Raw genomic sequence first — 15,790 nt, forward strand, 5'->3', positions numbered from 1 at the left:
ATGAAAATTTGTTTGATAGCTGAAGGATCATATCCTTATGTCACTGGAGGGGTATCAAGCTGGATTCATAGTCTCATTACAGAGATGAAAGAGCATGAATTCATTGTGTATGCTATTGGAGCCGAAACAAAACAAAGAGGGAAATTTCGTTATGAGCTGCCTCAAAACTTAATAGAGATAAAAGAAATCTTTTTAGATGAATATTTGTTAGAAGAGAAAAAATGGGGGAAACGATATAATCTTACATCAAATGAAAGGGATAACCTTGTTTCTCTTGTAAGTGGAAGCATTGATGTTAATTGGAAAGAATTATTTGAATTAATTAGGAGCAAAAAATTTGAAAACGTTGGTGAGTTTTTAGCAAGTAAAGATTATTTTGATCTTGTAGAGTATTTAGGGAAAAACGAATATAGCCAAGTTCCTTTTACAGAATTATTCTGGACTATTAATTCAATGATATTACCCCTATTTTTAACGATTCGCCACGATGTTCCGAAAGCCGATGTGTATCATTCCGTATCTACAGGTTATGCCGGAGTAGTAGGAACCCTTGCGAAGAATCTACATCAAAAACCGCTCATACTGACAGAGCATGGTATCTATTCTCGAGAAAGAGAAGAAGAAATTATTAAGGCGGATTGGGTAAAAGGATATTTCAAGGATTTATGGATTAACTACTTTTACACTTTGTCGAATTCCATTTATGATGCTTCGGACAAGGTGATAACATTGTTTAATCGAAACAAAGAAATAGAAGTAGAATTGGGATGTTCAGAAGACAAAATCCTTATTATTCCGAATGGGGTAGAAGTGACAAATTACAGCAACCTTTCTAAAGCTCCTGACGATGGCATAATTCGCATAGGAGCAATTGTTCGAGTCGTTCCAATTAAAGACATTAAAACAATGATCCAAAGCTTTGCTTTAGTAGAGAGAGAAGTACCAAATGTAGAGTTGTACATTATGGGACCATCAGAAGAAGATGATGCTTACTATGAAGAATGCTTGCAAATGGTTGAAGCATTAGGAGTGGAACGTATAACTTTTACTGGAATGGTACAAGTAAAAGATTATTTAGGTCAAATGGATATTCTGATGCTAACAAGTATTAGTGAAGGACAACCTTTAGCAATTTTAGAAGGTCTAGCTAGTTCGAAACCATTTGTATCTACAAATGTTGGTGGTTGTAAAGAGTTGATAAATGGTAGTGCGGATGATGACTACGGCAGTGCAGGTTTTATTGCACCAGTTATGCATTATGAAGAAATTGCAAATTACGTAATTCAATTATGCAAGGACAAAAAGCTAAGAGAAAAAATGGGTGAAAATGGGTATAGTCGAGTGAAAAATGATTATAAACGAAGTGAATTTATTTCAAGCTATCGAGAATTGTATCAATCAGTAGGGGGGTAAAATAGAATGGCAGGTATAGGTTTTGAACTGCGAAAATTATATAGAGAAGAAGGAATTCTTCAAAATATTAAAGCTTATGCATACTCTTCCTTGACAACGATTGGTCCAATGGTTTTATGTATAATTTTAGTGTTTGTACAACAAAATATGATGCTATCTAATGGAAGTAGATTTTTAGATAATGAATTATTTATATCAACAATGACTTATTGTTTCATTTTTTCTATCATTTTGACCTCTGGACTCTCTATGGTTTTAACTAGATTCATAGCGGACATGATATATCAAAACAAATATGAACAAATTATTTCATCGTTTTACGGAGCTTTGATTATCATTTTACCAATTGGGGGGCTTGTTACAGGAGTTTTCTTATATGGTGTTCAGGAGAGCATAGGGTACAAAATAGCAGCCTATTTATTTTTTATGGAGCTTGTGGTTATTTGGATTCAAAGTGTGTACTTGTCAGCACTTAAAGATTACAAAAGGATTGTACGTGGCTTTTTAGTTGGGGTATTAGTATCTATTATTATGAGCTATTTATTATTCCATTTAACTACCATTAGCCCAACTACTATTGCTTTAATTGGGATGGATGTAGGTTTTGCTATTATTGTCGGGATGTCTATGTACCATTTTGAACAAGTATTTCCTCGTAATGAAAAAAGAAATTATTTTTCTTTTGTACATTACTTCCGAAAATATCCAACTGTATTCTTCAGTGGTTTTTTTGTTTACTCAGGTGTATATGTTCATAACTTGATCTATTGGTTTTTTTCGGAAGATCGTTTAATCGTATCAGAGAGATTCCGATTAATGCCTTTTTATGACTTACCAGTCTTTTATGCTTATATTTCTGTTGTACCTTCGCTTGTCATGTTTGTAGTAATAGTAGAAACCGATTTTTATGAGCGTTTTTTAAATTATTATAAGAATGTAGTAGATGGTGGTACATATAAAAGTATGAATATTGCAAAGCAAAAAATGCAAAAAGTATTGCTTCATCGTATCGGTTTTTTAGTAGAAGTTCAGCTTCTATTTACTGCTTTAGCTATCGCGATAGGAATTATCTTTTTACCGAAGATTGGATTTTCAATGGAGCAATTAGATTTGTTTATTTTATTATGTCTAGCTTATTTTTTCTTCATAATTATGTTTGTAATAATTCATGCGCTAATGTATTTTGATGATCGGAAAGGCGTGATATTTATTAGCGCATTGTTTTTTGGTTTAAATGGTATTCTAACTTTTATAACGATGAAACTAGGGATAAATGGATTAGGAATGTTCATCGCTTCGTTCATAGTATTGTTAATAACAATAGGAAGACTATTGTATGTTTTGTCTAACATTGATTATTATACGTTTTGTTCGCAACCAATGTACTCGAGGAAAAAACAGAAAAAATCATATTTTTCTTTTTCAAAGCCTGTTACGATGCTAGCTATCATTATAGCTTCTAGCATTATTATGTCTGGCTGCACCAATGAAGTAAAAACAGAAGATCCAGAACAAGAAAAACAAAATGTAGTAGTAGAAGAAAGTTCCAGTAATGAAAAATTAGTAGAGGATAAAAGACTATATGAGCGGGATGAGGACAGCTCAATAAAATCATTATATATCACTATTTTACCTGATGAAGATAATTTAGATTGGTATTCCTTAAATAGAATAACGGATAGATATAGCGAAGAAAAAATGGATATTATTTTTTCAGAAGGTACCGAGGACGGTACAGGACCAAAAGAAGGAATGTTTGGTTATGGAGCAGTAGATGCGAATGCTAAAATTAGTCTAAGGGGTAATACTGCACGTTACGCAGCTCAGAAATCATACAAAATTAAATTATTTGATAATGCGGGCCTATGGCAAAATCAGCGAACAATAAATTTAAACAAACACATCGGGGATTTAAGCCGAATTCGTAATAAGTTAAGTTTTGATTTGATGGAAAATATGTCTAATATAACGAGTCTTCGTACGCAGTTTGTTCATTTATATGTGAAAGATAAGACAAATGGTGATAAAACAACGTATGAAGATTATGGATTGTATACACAGGTCGAACAACCAAACGAAATGTTTTTAAAAAATCATTGGTTAGATCCAGGTGGATACTTATACAAAGTCAATTTTTTTGAATTTCAACGCTATCCAAACGAAATCAAATCACAAACAGATCCAACTTATGATAAAAAAATGTTCGAAACAATTCTCGAGATAAAGGGAAGGGAAGAACATGACAAATTAATCGCAATGTTGGACGACCTTAATAATATGGAGATACCGATTGAGGAAGTAATGGAGAAGCATTTTGATTTAGATAACTTTTTAACATGGACTGCTATGAATATTCTGATGGACAACATGGATACTGACGCTAATAATTTCTACCTTTATTCACCGTTAAATTCAGATAAATGGTTTATTTTACCTTGGGACTATGACGGGGCATGGGAATTACAAAGAAGCGAAAATTCAATAAGGACTTATCAAGCTGGTATAAGTAACTTTTGGGGAAGTACTTTGCATAATCGTTATTTCCGCAATGAAAAAAATGTGCAACAACTTATCGATAAAGTGGAAGAACTCTCTCGAACAATTAATGCAGATACTGTTGGTGCACAAATAAATAAGTATGCAGAAATAGTTAAACCCTTTCTATTTAGAGAACCGGATATGAAGTTTTTACCTGAATTGAACACTTCATTTGAAGAAAACTTGCAACAGATAAAGGATACACCCGAACGAGCAAAACAAAGATTTTATGAAGACATTGAGAAGCCTAAACCTTTTTTTACGGACGATGTCATCGTAACAGACACGGAGCTATTGTTCACTTGGCAAATTTCATTTGATATTCAACAAGATGACCTCTTTTATACTGTAACTGTTGCTCGGGATCCATTGTTTACAGAGGTTTTAGAAGTGAAAAAAGATATTCGTGAAAATGAATTTACAATGAAAAAACCTCCAAATGGACAGTATTACTGGAAAGTCACTGTAGTAGATAGTAAAGGGAACGAACAAACATCGTTTGATATGCACATTGACGAGGAAGGTAATGAGTTCTTTGGAATCAGAGACTTTGAGGTGAAGTAATGTGATACACAATAAAAAGTTTAGGCATGAAATGAAATATTATCTACATGTTTTTGATTACCTCTCACTTCGACAAAAGGTTTCGGCTGTTCTGACGTTAGATAAAAATTCGCTAAATGAAGAAGGATATGGAATACGTAGTTTGTATTTTGATGGTATACACAACCATTCTATTTATGATAAAAACAATGGCGTTTTTAATAGAGAGAAATATCGTATTCGTATTTATAATGGCAGTGATCAAAAAATAAGTTTAGAAAGAAAGAGTAAGTATGGAGATTATGTTTGCAAAGAAGCAGCCCCTATTACTCGCGCTGAATATGAGGCAATTCTAAATAGAGATATAGATGTTTTGTCCCAAAAGGATCATCCATTATTAGTTGATTTCTATGCTGCACTAAAATACCGAAACTTTCTTCCATCTGTTATTGTCGATTATGTCCGAGAAGCGTATATTTATGAACCTGGAAATGTGCGTATTACATTTGATAAAAGATTATCAGCTGGAGTAAGCAATGTGGATTTATTTGATTCAAACTTAATTTTTGAAGAACCTTTAAAACCAGAGCAGACGATTTTAGAGGTCAAGTTCGATCAATATTTGCCAGATAACATACGTCAGCTTGTACAACCAGAAAGATTTGTTCGTTCTGCAATATCTAAATACGTGATTTGTAGAGAAGTAAATATAAAACGTTTTAAATAATAGGTTCATAGAGGGGTATAATGATGAATGATACAATAAATTTTCAAGATGTGATAAAAAAAAGTGTACTACATCTTGAAGCATTTCGAAGTGTGTCCTATATTGACATATTTCTAGGACTAGCATGTTCATTTGCAATTGGTATGTTTATCTACTGGGTATATAAAAAATATTTCCGTGGAGTTGTATATAGTTACAATTACAATGTTTCTTTTGTATTAATGACGATGATTACTACATTAATCATTATGACTATTAGTACAAATATCATCCTATCACTAGGGATGGTAGGGGCGTTAAGTATTGTGCGATTTAGAACCGCTGTGAAAGATCCCTTAGACATTGTTTATATGTTTTGGGCAATAGCAGCAGGAATTGCCACGGGTGCGAAAATGTATCCACTAGCATTAATCGGTTCTCTAGCGCTTGGTGCAACACTAGCTTGGTTGTCTAAAAAGAAAACGAAGCATGAAGCTTATCTAATGATCATTCGTCATACAGATGAAGCAACAGACGAATTAAGAGTCCAACTAAGAAAACTAAATACAAAACTAAAATCCAAATCAATCCGAAATAATTTCACAGAACTAACCGTAGAAATAAACCTACGTGACGACAATACCGCATTTATGACAACCATTAACAACATAAATGGTGTCATAGAATGCTCACTAGTCAACTACACAGGAGACTATGCACAATAACAAAATAACCAACTAACAAACTTGAATACCAAAGAGAGCTAACTTATAAAAGGTAGCTCTCTTTTTGTCAGGACACTATGTTACAGATACATTACTGGTGCCAGGCACCAGTAATATATCTGTAATATATTATTTTCAATTTGACCCCCCAAAAAAGAAATGCCTATACGAATAATAGAGTGTCCGAACAAGAATACGGACGAAAACTTATCCGAGGTGAATCGATAATGCAGATGAAATGGAAGAAAACTGGAGCAGCGCTATTAGTAGCTGGAATGACATTAACAGGTGCTGGATATGCATGGGCAAATGAAAACTTATTCGATACTGTAGACTTAAGTAAATTAAACTCAAAAAATCCAGAAGAAACAAAAGGGAATTCCGTAAATGCTGTTGTAACGATTCCTGAAAACACAGTAAAGCCTACAACAGCAGAAGCAGCTGTTAAAGAAAGTGATCTTCCTGAAATTCCTGAGGGATACACTGCCGGAAACCTAGAAGCACTGTATAAAGCATATGAAAATGCGGGAAGTCCTACTGCTAAAGCCGCTATTAAACGTAATATCGAAAGTGCTATTGCTAAATATGAAGCTTCTATAAAAGAAGTGGAGAACACAACAGAACAACAAGTAGACGCTGAAGATACTACAAAAAAAGAAGAAAAAGCTGCTGTAAAAGAGGAACGTAAAGAACTTCATGAAAAGCAAAAGGAAGAACGTAAAGCGCTACAAGCGAAACAAAAAGAAGAGCGCAAAGCATTAAAAGAAGACAATGATGATGACGACGATGATTACGATGACGACAACGATAACGATGAACAAAAAGAAGCAGTTGAGAATCATAAAGAAATAAAAGAAAAACAAAAAGAAGAACGTAAAGCTTTAAAAGAAGAACAAAAAGCTGAAAAACACGAAAACAAAAAGAACAAAAACGACGATGACAATGAAGACGACGAAGATGATAATGAAAACGAAGATTAATCATTTCGTAGAATAACCGCTTTTCATTTTCTGCTAACCCTATTACAATGATAGGCGAGCGGATAAAGTGAGAACGGGGGGTATATATGCTTTTGTCCATTATTCAAGGGATATTCAAAACAAAAACAAAACAAACAATGAGCGAGCTTGCTCAAAAGGCAAAAGCAGGCGATGAGGAGGTTCTTAGTGACCTCCTTTTTGCCTTTACACCATTTATGAAAAAAACTGCCTCCTTTATTTGTAAAAGACCAATAGACGAGCATGATGAAGAGTTTAGTATAGCAATGAATGGATTTCATGAAGCAGTGATGGCTTTTGATCATACAGAAAGTGCCTCTTTACAGACATTTGCGCATCTCATAATAAAAAGACGAATGGTCGATTATATTCGGAAAGAGAGTGCTAGAAAAGAAAAAGTTTTTTTAATGCAATCAGCGAGTGAAGAAGAATACATATCAGAGCAACATTATTTATTAGATAAACAATCAATTACAACATATACAGAAAACCAACAAACGGCTGCGAGACGAGAGGAACTTATACGATTCAGTGAAATATTAGTCGTGTATAATTTATCATTTGAAGAGCTGACAAAGGCGGCTCCAAAACATGCAGATGCGAGAAAAACTGCTTTTCAAATAGCTCAAATTATTGCAGATTCGGAAGAATTCTATGATTATTTACTAAAGAATAAAAGATTACCTATGAAAGAAATTGAGGCACTAGTTGAGGTATCGCGAAAAACGCTGGAACGGCATCGTAAGTATATGATTGCTGTTGTATTACTCTTAAACAGTGACCTCGTTTATATAAAAGATTATGTCAAGGGAGAAATCATATGATGCGCACATATAGAGGCATTGTTTGCGAAAAGAAAAATAAATATATGGTTTTTCTGACGAAGGAAGGCGAGTTTCTACGTGGTATTCCCCTTGGTAGCCCTAATGTGGGTGAGGAAGCAGAATTTCATGTCGTATCAGCAGCAAGCCCTCGTCAAAAACGATTAAAACCTTTTTTCATCGCTCCTGCTCTAATCGCTGCAGTGCTACTTGTATTTATAGTGACATCATTATTTCCTAACACCAATAGTGCATTAGCTTATGTTCAATTAGAAGGAGAAACCGCACTAGAATTGGGAGTAAATCAGAAAGGCAATGTAGTGTCTCTCCGGTCTTTAGATGAATATTCATTGCTGAATATAGACGAGTGGGAAGGACTTTCCTTAGTCACGGTGCTTGATAAAGCTGTAAGACAAATGGGTCCTGAGTCAGCTAAACTTGAATTAATAACAGTGTATAAAAGTAACGAGCAACTAGATACGAAAAAACTTATTGAAGAAGCAGTCCGTACCGTTCAAAAGGAGCATACGGACCGATCTTGGCATGTGTCCGAGAGCACAGTAGAAGAAAGAGATAAAGCAAATAAAAACAACCAAACTATCCAACAACTTAGACAAACTGAAAAAGCACCAGTGAAAGAGGAAGAGAAGGAGCCAATAAAGCCAACTCCAACTCCAACAAATCAATCTGATCACCAAAATGAATCAAACAAACAAGAAAACAACTTGGAAAAAGAGCACAACAATAAAGAGAAACAAACACCACCTAAAGAAACAAATGACACACCAAAAGAAGAAAAACAACCTAAAACAAAGCAACAGAAGCAAGAAGAAAAAGAACAGGAAAAATGGGAAAAACAGAAACAAAAACAAGATGAAAAACAACAAGCTAAAGAAGCAAAAGAAGAAGAGGAAGAAAAGAAGAACAGAGATAAATGGGAAAGAAAAAATGAACATGAAGAAAACGATGACCATGATGATAAAGACAACGATAACGAAGATAATCAAGATTAGAAATGAATAAAGAATTCCTAAAAAGAGCGACAGCCACCAGCGTCGCTCTTTTTTATATGACAGGATTGTTACTGGTGCCTGGCACCAGTAACAATCCCAGGCACCAGTGACAATACTTTCATAATTCGTGTGTTTAAAACATATTTTTATATATAAAAATACAGTTGACTTTATAAATATGCAGTAATATAATTATTTCTATCTTAAAGTTGAGGTGATTCGCATGAAAGTAGGTATTATTGGTGCATCAGGATATGGCGGTCTGGAACTAATACGTCTACTACACAACCATACTGAAGTAGAGACGATAGATCTATTCACGTCCTCAGAAGAAGGAATTATCTTTTCGCATAAATATACACACTTACTAAATATTCATGACGAGCCTCTTCTTAAAATAGAGAATGATAGGCTGGCAGATTTCGATGTTGTGTTTGCGAGTACTCCGTCAGGTGTAACAAGCGAGTTACTTCCTCCTTTAATAGGAAGAGGTCCAAAGCTCATCGATTTATCTGGAGATTTCCGTCTAAAAGATCCGTCGCAATACGAACAATGGTATAAGAAAAAGCCTGCCCCCATACACGCTATCGAGAAAAGTGTATACGGCTTAACGGAATGGAATGAAACAGCAATCCAGCATGCACCACTCATTGCTAACCCGGGATGCTATCCAACTGCGGTCCTGCTATCTTTACTTCCACTATTAAAGGAAAACCTAATCGACGCGACACAAATTGTCATCGATGCGAAAAGTGGAATTTCAGGAGCAGGCAACAAGCCGAGTCAAATGACGCATTTTAGTGAAACGAATGAAAATACCGCCATCTATAAATTACATCAGCACCAGCATATACCGGAAATTGAGCAAGCAATCAACCGCTTTGCCGATCATTCATCGCCGATTACATTTACAACACATCTCGTTCCGATGACAAGGGGCATTTTAGCAACAAGCTATGCACCCTTAAACGAAGGAACGACCGAAAAACAGTTAATCGAGTCATTGCAAGAAACATATAAAAATCACCCATTCGTGCGAATAATCAAAGAAACAAATAAGTTCGGAACAAACCAAGTATACGGTTCTAACTTCTGTGATATTCACGTAAAAGTCGACCCGCGTACGAATCGAGCAACAATCGTTTCAGTAATCGATAACTTAGTAAAAGGAGCAGCCGGGCAGGCGATTCAAAACATGAACGTTCAGTTCGGTTTCGATCAAATAACAGGACTCCAGCAAGTCCCGCTTTTCATTTAAACATAAGTGTAATTCAAAATCTTGGCGGCGCACCAATGAGCTTGCGCTGCACCTAAAAAGCCAAGGTGAATTTGATATTAGGAGGAGTCCATTTGACAACAATGACAACGATGAAGTCGATTTCATATAAAAACATCGCTTCGCCAAAAGGGTTTAAAGCGACAGGCATCCACTGTGGTATTAAGCACAAGAAAAAAGATCTAGCACTACTAGTTAGCGAAGTACCAGCAAGCGTAGCCGGTGTATTTACAACGAACGCCATACAAGGTGCTCCACTTATCGTGACAAAAGAAGTTGTGCAGAAGACAGGAAAAATGCAAGCAATTATCATCAATTCGGGAATTGCAAATTCCTGTACGGGTAAACAAGGGATAATTGACGCTTATACGATGCAAGAAAAAACTGCTGAAAAACTAGGGATTGAGCCAAATTTAGTCGGTGTCGCATCAACTGGGGTTATCGGGGAAATGATGAAAATGGATTCACTCATAGCGGGCATCCAAAAGTTAAACCCGATCGACGAGTTAGAAGGAGCAATCGGGTTCGCTCAAGCGATTATGACGACAGATACGGTAACGAAAAACACGTCGTACAAAACAATCATCGACGGCAAAGAAGTAATCATTGCAGGGACGGCAAAAGGATCCGGGATGATCGAGCCGAATATGGCGACGATGCTTGGTTTTATTTCAACAGATGCGAACATCGAATCAAACCATCTGCAAGAAGCACTCAAATCCATTACAGACATAACCTTTAACTCCATCACAGTTGACGGAGACACGTCCACGAATGACATGGTCATTGTCATGGCAAATGGTTTAGCAGAGAACAACACGTTAACACCTGAGCACCTAGACTGGGCGAACTTTGTGCAAACATTGCATGCCGTTTCTCAAGACTTAGCAAAAATGATAGCCAAAGACGGGGAAGGTTCAACAAAACTTATAGAAGTCGAAGTACAAGGGGCAGTTACAGATGCAGAAGCACGCATCGTTGCTAAAAAAGTTGTTGGCTCACCCTTAGTCAAGACAGCAATTTTTGGTGCAGATGCAAACTGGGGAAGAATCATTGCGGCAGTTGGATATAGTGGTGCGAAGCTCGATCCTTATGCAATTACAATATATATCGGTACAACAAAAGTTGTAGAAAATGGCGAGCCTGTCCCTTTTTCAGAGGAAGATTTGTTTATTTATTTAAAACAGCATGAAGTGAAAATCATCGTGGAGCTTCACCAAGGGGATGGCGAAGGAATAGCATGGGGGTGCGATTTAACGTATGACTACGTCCAAATCAACGCAACTTACCGCTCTTAAGCGAATCGTCATTAAACTAGGTGGCAGTATGCTTGAACGGTTGAATAAAGAGCATATAGCCAATTTCAAACAACTGCAACAACAAGGAACAGAACTTATTATTGTTCATGGCGGTGGCCAAGCAATAAATAAGCAACTTGAAAAAAACGGTGTAACCTCCACAACCATTAACGGTTTCCGAGTGACGTCAAAAGAAGCTGCCGATATTGTCCAAACAACATTAATCGGCCAAGTAAACCCAACTCTTGTCCACCAACTGAATAAAAGCGGGATAACCGCTATAGGTCTCAGTGGATACGACGCGAACTTATTAGATTGCGACGTACTAGATAAAGAAACATACGGATTTGTAGGAGAAATAAAAGAAGTAAACAGCTCTCTACTCGACACATTAATAGCAAGCGGAATTACGCCGGTCATTTCGTGTGTTGGGTGCGCAGAAGATGGAACACCACTCAATATAAACGGTGATACAGTGGCAAGTAAAGTTGCTCTTGCAATGAAAGCAGACAGCTTACTCCTTGTAACGGACACACCTGGCATAAAAATCAATGGAGAAATTCTGCAACTAGTATCTACTTCAGCTATTAACAGTTGGATTGAAACAGCTGACATATACGGGGGGATGATTCCAAAAGTATCTGCTGCCCTAGATTGCTTAGCTGCTGGAATTCCATCTGTACAAATTGTCGGGGAGAAACTAGAAGGTACGACTATTCTAAAACAGGGGGTATTCGCATGAGTGCATTATTCCAAAACTACGCGCGTCGTCCAGTTCATCTCATACAAGGAAAAGGCACAATCGTTACGGATGATACTGGAAAAGACTATCTTGACTTTACTAGTGGAATTGCCGTTCTAAGTCTTGGGCACGCTCACCCTGCAATTGTTCAAGCAATTCAACAACAAAGCGAAAAGCTGTGGCACACATCCAATTTATTCGAAAGTCCAGAGCAAGAGCAGCTCGCAGCTTCACTCGTAAAGGGTACACATCTCGCACGCGGCTTTTTCTGTAATAGCGGAGCAGAAGCAAATGAAGCTGCTATCAAACTAGCTCGAAAGCATACTGGAAAACATGTCATCATCACATTCGAAAAATCATTTCATGGTCGCACATTCGGAGCAATGTCCGCAACGGGGCAAGAAAAAGTACGTCAAGGATTCGGTCCATTACTAGACACATTTAGAACCATTCCATTCAATGACGTAGATCAACTCGAAGCATTAATTGACGACGGAGTAGCTGCAATCATGCTTGAAGTCATTCAAGGTGAGGGTGGGGTTAACAAAGTGTCTCCCGAATTCGCCCAAGCAATTGCAGCCATTTGCGATTCAAAAGACATTTTACTTATCATTGACGAAGTGCAAACAGGAATCGGTCGTACTGGAACACGCTATGCCTACGAGCAAACCGCCCTAAAACCTGACATTTTGACGTTAGCGAAAGGTCTTGGAGGTGGGTTCCCGATTGGAGCTATGCTTGGTACGAGTGCGTTACATGATTCGTTCGGACCCGGTACCCACGGATCAACATTCGGTGGTAACCCTCTAGCAGTGGCCGTTGCACAAACAGTTATCAATAATGTATTTACTTCTGAATTTTTAATTGCTGTGAATGAAAAATCTACCTACTTTATGGGTAAATTAAAAACAGCACTACCAGCTTATGAAATTGTTGGCTCTGGCTTACTACTCGGTATCGTTTGTCCAGATGAAGTTGCGCCATACATAGCGCAAGCAGAACAAGCGGGTCTTTTACTAGTAGCAGCTGGACCAAACGTTATCAGACTCCTGCCACCATTAACGGTTACAACCGAAGAAATCGACCAAGCAGTTAATGTACTTTCTTCTATATTAATATAACTTCATCCAACTTGAATTAAAGCGCTCAGCGAATCGCTATTCATTCCTTTAAAAGCTGTCTTATGTGATAAGGCAGCTTTTTTATATGGAAATAAAATCCGTTCCGAGAGAATCTTGGGGCTATCCGAGAGAACCAGATCCTTATGCGAGAGAATCTTGGGGCTATCCGAGAGAACCAGATCCTTATGCGAGAGAATCTTGGGGCTATCCGAGAGAATCCACATTCTATCCGAGAGAATTTATCCTTGTATAGATTTTCCAAATAGAATGTGCTAATCTATCGGGGAGGTGATAGAACATTGATTGTAAAAGCATTTTCGCAATCGTTATATTCAGAAGCACTAACGGCATTATCCAAACGACTCCCTCGTTTACATCCAAAATATGCATCCATTAAAGAAGAACAATACAGAATAGCAGCAGGTGATGCAGGCGAAGAAGCCGTTATGAAAAAACTTGAATCATTAACATTGCCATGCAAGCACTATGTATTCCACAACATTTCTCTCTACGGTGATTCGCTATTCCAAATGGACTTGCTCATCATCACACCCTACTTTGCAATGATCCTCGAAGTAAAAAACATCAAAGGCACTATTGAACTCTTGACTAATCCATCCCAGTTAAAAAGAACACTCGAAACCGGCGAAGTCCACACGTTCGACAGCCCCGAACCGCAATTAGAGGAATCCATGTACCAACTAACTCGAATATTTAAGGAACATAACATCGATCTCCCTATTCGTGGTGCGATCGTATTTGCTTTTGCGAAAAACTATATTAAAACAATAACTAATCAAACGACCATTTTACTGCGTAATGAAGTGCCATCTTATGTTAGAAAAATAAATAGGGAAAATCCTATTCTTTCCGATGCAGACTTAGAGAAACTGAAAGAATATCTTCTAAAGAAGGATGTTCCATTTAAGCCTTTTCCATTAAGTAGCTATTTCAGCATCCCAGCATCTGAAATAAAGTCAGGAGTAGAATGCTCAAATTGTAGCTTTATCGGTATGTTAAAGCTCCCAAGAACATGGTACTGTCCAAAGTGTAGAAAATTTGAACATAAAGCACATGAGCAAACGATAAGAGAATACTTCCTTCTATATAAAGGCTTCATAACTAATAAAGACTGCCGACAATTTTTCCAATTAAACAATCTACATGAAGCTACTAGAATTCTAAATGGATCCAATCTAATGAAAACCGGGAATGGAAAAAATACAAAGTACTTTAAAATGGATTTTTAATCCTTTATGAGAGAAAAAGAATGCCAACCGAGAGAATATGCCCCTCATGCGAGAGAATAAACAGTTTATCCGAGAGAATCCACCACTTATCCGAGAGTAAATGACCCTGACTCCAAATTATCATTGCCACTTGTGTAAACTATTGGTACACTCATCCTACATAAGACAATTGGAGGAGTAAAATACATGCAAACTTGGCACAAAGAAATACAAATCCCAGCACCGATAGAAACTGTTTGGAATCTATTTCAACTAGATCAAATCCAGCGTATCATGCCAAACGTCGTGGAGCACAAACCATTAGAAATTAAAGAAGGTGTAGTCGGCTCAACTTATCAGCAAACATACAAAGAAGGAAAAAGAACGGAAACTTACATCGTGACGGACATAGAGCACGAGAATACGCCCAATAAGAAACATAACAAGATTGAGTTTTCCTTAGCAAAAGTGTTTAAAATACAAGCGGCATTCACCTTAATAAAAGTAGACGATCAAACAACAACATTTATCTATACTGGCCAAAATGAAGGCATCAATTTAATGGGCCGTATTTTGACTAAGCTAGCTACAAAAAAACAAAACGAAAAAGTAGTGAATGGATTCGTGGAACTAGTTCGCACGGAAGCATTAAAAGACTTAAATAAGGAGTCATAATCATGTCAATCGATTGGAGTAATATGAACTTTATAGCCATTCTTGCTGGAGGGCTATTATATATGATTTATGGTGGAATTTATTATTCTGTTCTACTATCTGGAAAAAAAGACAATCAAAGCAATGGGCCGTTCAAATACATTTATTCTGTTATTATTGCATTCATTAATTCATTTTTAGTAGCGATTCTCCTTCAAGCAACGTCTTCGGATAGCGTGCTGCAAGGAGCGGCAATCGGATTCATTATTGGGATCATTATTACGATGGTTTATGTGAAAAACGCATTATTTGGACTCATTTCTAAAAAATCATTAGTCATCGCAATTGGAGATCATTTAATCATATTTACATTACTTGGTATTTTGCATAGTTTATTAGCTTAATAAAAGAAAATCGTTGAAACGGCTCCCTTTCCGCGGGCGAGCCTTAGCCTCCTCGCTGCGCTGCGGGGTCTTCGGCTAACGCTATTCCCGCAGGAGTGTCACCTTTTTCAACGATTTTCTAGAAATTAAAAAGTAGAGTGTGGGAATTGTTAAAGTTCCCCCTCTACTTTTTGGCCTATTAGACAAACTCTAAAAAACTAGTTAGCTACAATCTTATTATTTTTACATAGGATAGATTTGGTTTTCCGAAGCTTACCGCTCGCTTTCCGCGGGCGAGAGCCGAGCCACTTCGTCGCTATGCTCCTGAAG

The 15,790-nt window shown here is 37.0% G+C and carries 15 protein-coding genes; all 15 read left to right on the plus strand.

What is annotated here, in order from left to right; all coding sequences use genetic code 11:
• Positions 1-1,413 (plus strand): GT4 family glycosyltransferase PelF, encoded by a 1,413-nt coding sequence (gene pelF, locus FG384_RS03075; protein ID WP_142641096.1) that lies wholly within the window; start codon positions 1-3, stop codon positions 1,411-1,413.
• Between the two features lie 6 nt (positions 1,414-1,419).
• On the plus strand, positions 1,420-4,515 hold the full coding sequence (gene pelG / locus FG384_RS20120; protein ID WP_166462362.1) for an exopolysaccharide Pel transporter PelG: 3,096 nt from the start codon (positions 1,420-1,422) through the stop codon (positions 4,513-4,515).
• Between the two features lies 1 nt (position 4,516).
• Positions 4,517-5,221 (plus strand): polyphosphate polymerase domain-containing protein, encoded by a 705-nt coding sequence (locus FG384_RS03085; protein ID WP_240793332.1) that lies wholly within the window; start codon positions 4,517-4,519, stop codon positions 5,219-5,221.
• A gap of 23 nt (positions 5,222-5,244) precedes the next feature.
• Positions 5,245-5,925 carry a DUF4956 domain-containing protein gene (locus tag FG384_RS03090; RefSeq protein ID WP_240793333.1) on the plus strand — a complete coding sequence of 227 codons (681 nt, stop codon included), beginning with the start codon at positions 5,245-5,247 and terminating at the stop codon, positions 5,923-5,925.
• Positions 5,926-6,152: 227 nt separating this feature from the next.
• Positions 6,153-6,905 carry a hypothetical protein gene (locus tag FG384_RS03095; protein ID WP_142641098.1) on the plus strand — a complete coding sequence of 251 codons (753 nt, stop codon included), beginning with the start codon at positions 6,153-6,155 and terminating at the stop codon, positions 6,903-6,905.
• Positions 6,906-6,991: 86 nt separating this feature from the next.
• Complete coding sequence (gene sigI, locus FG384_RS03100) at positions 6,992-7,747, plus strand: RNA polymerase sigma-I factor (RefSeq protein WP_142641099.1); 756 nt, start codon at positions 6,992-6,994, stop codon at positions 7,745-7,747.
• A complete protein-coding gene (locus FG384_RS03105; protein WP_142641100.1) occupies positions 7,744-8,757 on the plus strand; it encodes an anti-sigma factor domain-containing protein in 1,014 nt (337 codons plus the stop codon). Before sigI ends, FG384_RS03105 begins: the two co-directional genes overlap by 4 nt.
• Before the next feature lie 223 nt (positions 8,758-8,980).
• Complete coding sequence (argC, locus tag FG384_RS03110; protein WP_142641101.1) at positions 8,981-10,015, plus strand: N-acetyl-gamma-glutamyl-phosphate reductase; 1,035 nt, start codon at positions 8,981-8,983, stop codon at positions 10,013-10,015.
• Between the two features lie 101 nt (positions 10,016-10,116).
• On the plus strand, positions 10,117-11,331 hold the full coding sequence (argJ, locus tag FG384_RS03115; RefSeq protein ID WP_205961738.1) for a bifunctional ornithine acetyltransferase/N-acetylglutamate synthase: 1,215 nt from the start codon (positions 10,117-10,119) through the stop codon (positions 11,329-11,331).
• On the plus strand, positions 11,294-12,073 hold the full coding sequence (argB, locus tag FG384_RS03120) for an acetylglutamate kinase (protein ID WP_142641103.1): 780 nt from the start codon (positions 11,294-11,296) through the stop codon (positions 12,071-12,073). The genes argJ and argB overlap by 38 nt, the downstream gene beginning before the upstream one ends.
• Entirely contained in the window at positions 12,070-13,194 is a 1,125-nt protein-coding gene (locus FG384_RS03125; protein ID WP_142641104.1) for an acetylornithine transaminase, read from the plus strand. Before argB ends, FG384_RS03125 begins: the two co-directional genes overlap by 4 nt.
• A gap of 85 nt (positions 13,195-13,279) precedes the next feature.
• The gene (locus tag FG384_RS19700; protein WP_166462363.1) at positions 13,280-13,447 is read left to right on the plus strand and encodes a hypothetical protein; all 168 of its coding nucleotides are present in this window, start codon (positions 13,280-13,282) and stop codon (positions 13,445-13,447) included.
• A gap of 46 nt (positions 13,448-13,493) precedes the next feature.
• Positions 13,494-14,444 carry a nuclease-related domain-containing protein gene (locus FG384_RS03130; RefSeq protein ID WP_142641105.1) on the plus strand — a complete coding sequence of 317 codons (951 nt, stop codon included), beginning with the start codon at positions 13,494-13,496 and terminating at the stop codon, positions 14,442-14,444.
• 186 nt (positions 14,445-14,630) lie between these two features.
• The gene (locus FG384_RS03135) at positions 14,631-15,098 is read left to right on the plus strand and encodes an SRPBCC family protein (RefSeq protein WP_142641106.1); all 468 of its coding nucleotides are present in this window, start codon (positions 14,631-14,633) and stop codon (positions 15,096-15,098) included.
• 2 nt (positions 15,099-15,100) lie between these two features.
• Positions 15,101-15,481, plus strand: coding sequence for a DUF1761 domain-containing protein (locus FG384_RS03140; RefSeq protein WP_142641107.1), 381 nt, complete (start codon positions 15,101-15,103; stop codon positions 15,479-15,481).
• The last annotated feature ends 309 nt before the right edge of the window (positions 15,482-15,790 follow it).

The sequence above is a fragment of the Psychrobacillus vulpis genome (genome assembly GCF_006861825.1).
Classification (GTDB): domain Bacteria; phylum Bacillota; class Bacilli; order Bacillales_A; family Planococcaceae; genus Psychrobacillus; species Psychrobacillus vulpis.

Coding starts and splice junctions, on each gene's coding strand:
- FG384_RS03105 (WP_142641100.1), top strand. CDS start 7,744: ATGATGCGCACATATAGAGGCATTGTTTGCGAAAAGAAAAATAAATAT.
- FG384_RS03140 (WP_142641107.1), top strand. CDS start 15,101: ATGTCAATCGATTGGAGTAATATGAACTTTATAGCCATTCTTGCTGGA.
- argC (WP_142641101.1), top strand. CDS start 8,981: ATGAAAGTAGGTATTATTGGTGCATCAGGATATGGCGGTCTGGAACTA.
- FG384_RS03090 (WP_240793333.1), top strand. CDS start 5,245: ATGAATGATACAATAAATTTTCAAGATGTGATAAAAAAAAGTGTACTA.
- FG384_RS03135 (WP_142641106.1), top strand. CDS start 14,631: ATGCAAACTTGGCACAAAGAAATACAAATCCCAGCACCGATAGAAACT.
- argJ (WP_205961738.1), top strand. CDS start 10,117: ATGACAACGATGAAGTCGATTTCATATAAAAACATCGCTTCGCCAAAA.
- sigI (WP_142641099.1), top strand. CDS start 6,992: ATGCTTTTGTCCATTATTCAAGGGATATTCAAAACAAAAACAAAACAA.
- FG384_RS19700 (WP_166462363.1), top strand. CDS start 13,280: ATGGAAATAAAATCCGTTCCGAGAGAATCTTGGGGCTATCCGAGAGAA.
- pelG (WP_166462362.1), top strand. CDS start 1,420: ATGGCAGGTATAGGTTTTGAACTGCGAAAATTATATAGAGAAGAAGGA.
- argB (WP_142641103.1), top strand. CDS start 11,294: ATGACTACGTCCAAATCAACGCAACTTACCGCTCTTAAGCGAATCGTC.
- FG384_RS03125 (WP_142641104.1), top strand. CDS start 12,070: ATGAGTGCATTATTCCAAAACTACGCGCGTCGTCCAGTTCATCTCATA.
- FG384_RS03095 (WP_142641098.1), top strand. CDS start 6,153: ATGCAGATGAAATGGAAGAAAACTGGAGCAGCGCTATTAGTAGCTGGA.
- pelF (WP_142641096.1), top strand. CDS start 1: ATGAAAATTTGTTTGATAGCTGAAGGATCATATCCTTATGTCACTGGA.